This window comes from Halolactibacillus halophilus (assembly GCF_900115605.1).
Taxonomy (GTDB): domain Bacteria; phylum Bacillota; class Bacilli; order Bacillales; family Amphibacillaceae; genus Halolactibacillus; species Halolactibacillus halophilus.
The window spans coordinates 1-2,616 of sequence record NZ_FOXC01000075.1 but is presented as its reverse complement, the minus strand read 5'-3'; the positions used below and the strand labels follow the sequence as shown (position 1 = coordinate 2,616).

Below are 2,616 nucleotides of genomic sequence, written 5' to 3'. Positions count from 1 at the left end.
TTAGATTATAATCAAAAATTTGCGATGCGTTGCCATCGCGGCTTTAAAAAAGCTAAACCAGAAATTATAGAGATGTTCGAAGAACAGCTAGCGAAGCAACAAAGTACGCCATCCTTGACTGTGTGACGTGTGTCGTTATGAAGAACAATAGGCGGATCGGCGAAATAATGCTTTATCTAGCACCATCCGCTTACGGGATGGTATAACGACACAAGTGTTTCTAAGTTCTCATGGGGGCGGGACCCCGAACCCACCCCATGAATCACTAAGAAACAGCCCCACAATCAAGGACAAGCAGCTGCGCTGTGGCTGAGCGTTTAAATATATTTCTAATTTTATACAGTAACTCTGGAACTACAATGGAGAGGTTTACACAAAATTCTTGACACTACCCTTCTTTAATGTTGTCTTCTAAAATTATTAATTTATTATACTGATTTTTTAACCATTTGTATTTATCGAAAATATGAGGTGTCACAAAGTTGGAATCCAACCCATGTATTATTGTATCTTTCGATTTTTTTAGATCTTCAACAATTTGTTTTTTAGAAATAGCAGACGAATTTTGATGCACTTGATAGAAAATCAGTTGATGAATCCCTACGCAGCCATCTTCAAATCTATCTAAGTATTGATGATATGGATACCGTTTGTTTTTATATAGTAGCGGGTAATTTAGCTCGGAAATCAGATTTTTTGCTAGTATAATCCGAGGGTATTTAGCCTCATTTGTTTCCAATTCATAGGAATTTATCAACCCTTTACCAAAAACAATACCGTTATTGTGATAAATATCTGATAAATCAATACCCCCTCTGATAAGTATTCCATCCTTTAGTAACTGTGCTCCAATTCGAGACAAATTTGCAATTAAAGTGGAAAACACTTCGTTAAGATCGTTCTCAATTTCAATAGATATAACTATGGAATCAGAAAAGCATGTACACTTTGTTCTATTGCTTATTCCAAACCCATCTAAACCCTTCTTCTGAGCGTCTTCTTCTACTTCTATTAAATCACTTGTCCATGACTCCGGCTTTTCTAAACTCTTAAATTTCATTAGAGTACTATGAATTAAATCTAAAGCTTGATGGCTATTGGTAGATTGATTCACCAGATCTTTAAAGCCTAATATATCAATAAATGTAACAATACTTTTTTTATACATAACTGCCTCCAATTCTTATCTTCCGTGGCATTTCTTGTATTTTAGTCCACTTCCACAAGGACATTTCTCATTCCTCCCAATTTTTTTTAATCCTTTTTGCCGCTTGTAGCTCATAATTCTACTCTCAGCATATTCTTCGCCTTTAACCTTTAATTCTTCTATTCTTTGTGAAGGAATGTCACTGTCGCTCCAATAACGAAATTCCAAATCAGTCAATCTCTTATCTTTAGAAAAGTGCAAGTGTAATTCTAATCGTGATTCTTCTTGATTAATGACCATCGTTGATAATATATAGTCACGAACATAATCATCTGTTAGTTTTTTCAAAGAATCTTGATGACATAGTAAACTATATCGTACATCTCCAAAGGTACTTGAAATAAGCATTCTCCCAACTTCAACTTGTCTTTGAAGCATATAGTCTATTTGTGAAGATAGCTCTTCTCGAGCATCTGACGCAAGATCCAATAAATAAATGGCCAAAGATGATCTATTCTTAATTGAATTTTTATCTAGTAAATCTAGAATTTCTATTAATCTTGTAGGAATTTCCTGCTCGGGTTTTTTGACCCCACCCAAACCATTAAATAAACTTGAAAAATATTCATCTAAATTCTCCCTAAATCCATGCCAGTGCAATTTACCTTCAGCCATATTATTGGCAGTGATTGAGTAAACATTATGTTCAATATACATACCCAAGTGATCTAGCTCATCATTGAGTGACAGTCTATCATTCTTTGCAGCTCGCTTTCGTTGTTTAATATAATGTAAAAATCTACTAGGTGATTCAAAGTAATTCTGATAGACTCGCAAATCATCTATTGAAATAGCAATGGTTGTATCATTAAGGGTTAAAAAGCTTATCTTCTCTGCCTTTGCTGCAAATTCATTAAAATTGTCAAGTGTAATACAAAACGTAGCGATTTCAATATAATCATTAAGAATAATCGAAAATTTTTCATTTTTGTTCTTATCATATATTTTTGCGATTTTAGATGATTTAAGATAGTTAAGCGTCCTTACTGCCTGAGAATCTGCCTTCCCCACTAGTGTCTTTAAAGAGCTCATGTGTGAGTCAATATCATAAACAGGAGAGGTGTATGTATACGAACCTGCTTTAACTTCAATTATAAAAATGTGATCGTCAAATATAACTATAAGATCATTTTCAGCACAGTTTTTGAGTGAGCTTCCAATAGGATAATAGTTTGACTCTAAAACTATGCATCCCGGTAACAATTTCCTGAATAGATTGGCAACCATTTGTTCTGTTGTAGACATCTGTACTTCATTCCAGGTATCTTTATATTCAGGTTCTAAAGAGCATATCACCTTTTGAACAACTCTATATGGTATGTCAACACAAAACTGTACAATTTTTTTAAGGAGTGCAACTCGGACTATCGCTTCTTAGTATTTTAAATGCTTACATTAACACTGCAAAC

The 2,616-nt window shown here is 34.0% G+C and carries 2 protein-coding genes; both read right to left on the bottom strand.

What is annotated here, in order from left to right; all coding sequences use genetic code 11:
- Positions 1 to 388: 388 nt before the first annotated feature.
- The gene (locus tag BM098_RS13080; RefSeq protein WP_089834080.1) at positions 389 to 1,168 is read right to left on the bottom strand and encodes a hypothetical protein; all 780 of its coding nucleotides are present in this window, start codon (positions 1,166 to 1,168) and stop codon (positions 389 to 391) included.
- Between the two features lie 15 nt (positions 1,169 to 1,183).
- Positions 1,184 to 2,452, bottom strand: a complete 1,269-nt coding sequence (locus tag BM098_RS13840) for a YecA family protein (RefSeq protein ID WP_143423424.1) — start codon at positions 2,450 to 2,452, stop codon at positions 1,184 to 1,186.
- Between the last annotated feature and the right edge of the window lie 164 nt (positions 2,453 to 2,616).

What these genes read in the sequence shown, in the direction of transcription:
- BM098_RS13080 (WP_089834080.1), bottom strand. Translation starts at nt 1,168, where the DNA reads ATGTATAAAAAAAGTATTGTTACATTTATTGATATATTAGGCTTTAAA.
- BM098_RS13840 (WP_143423424.1), bottom strand. Translation starts at nt 2,452, where the DNA reads ATGTCTACAACAGAACAAATGGTTGCCAATCTATTCAGGAAATTGTTA.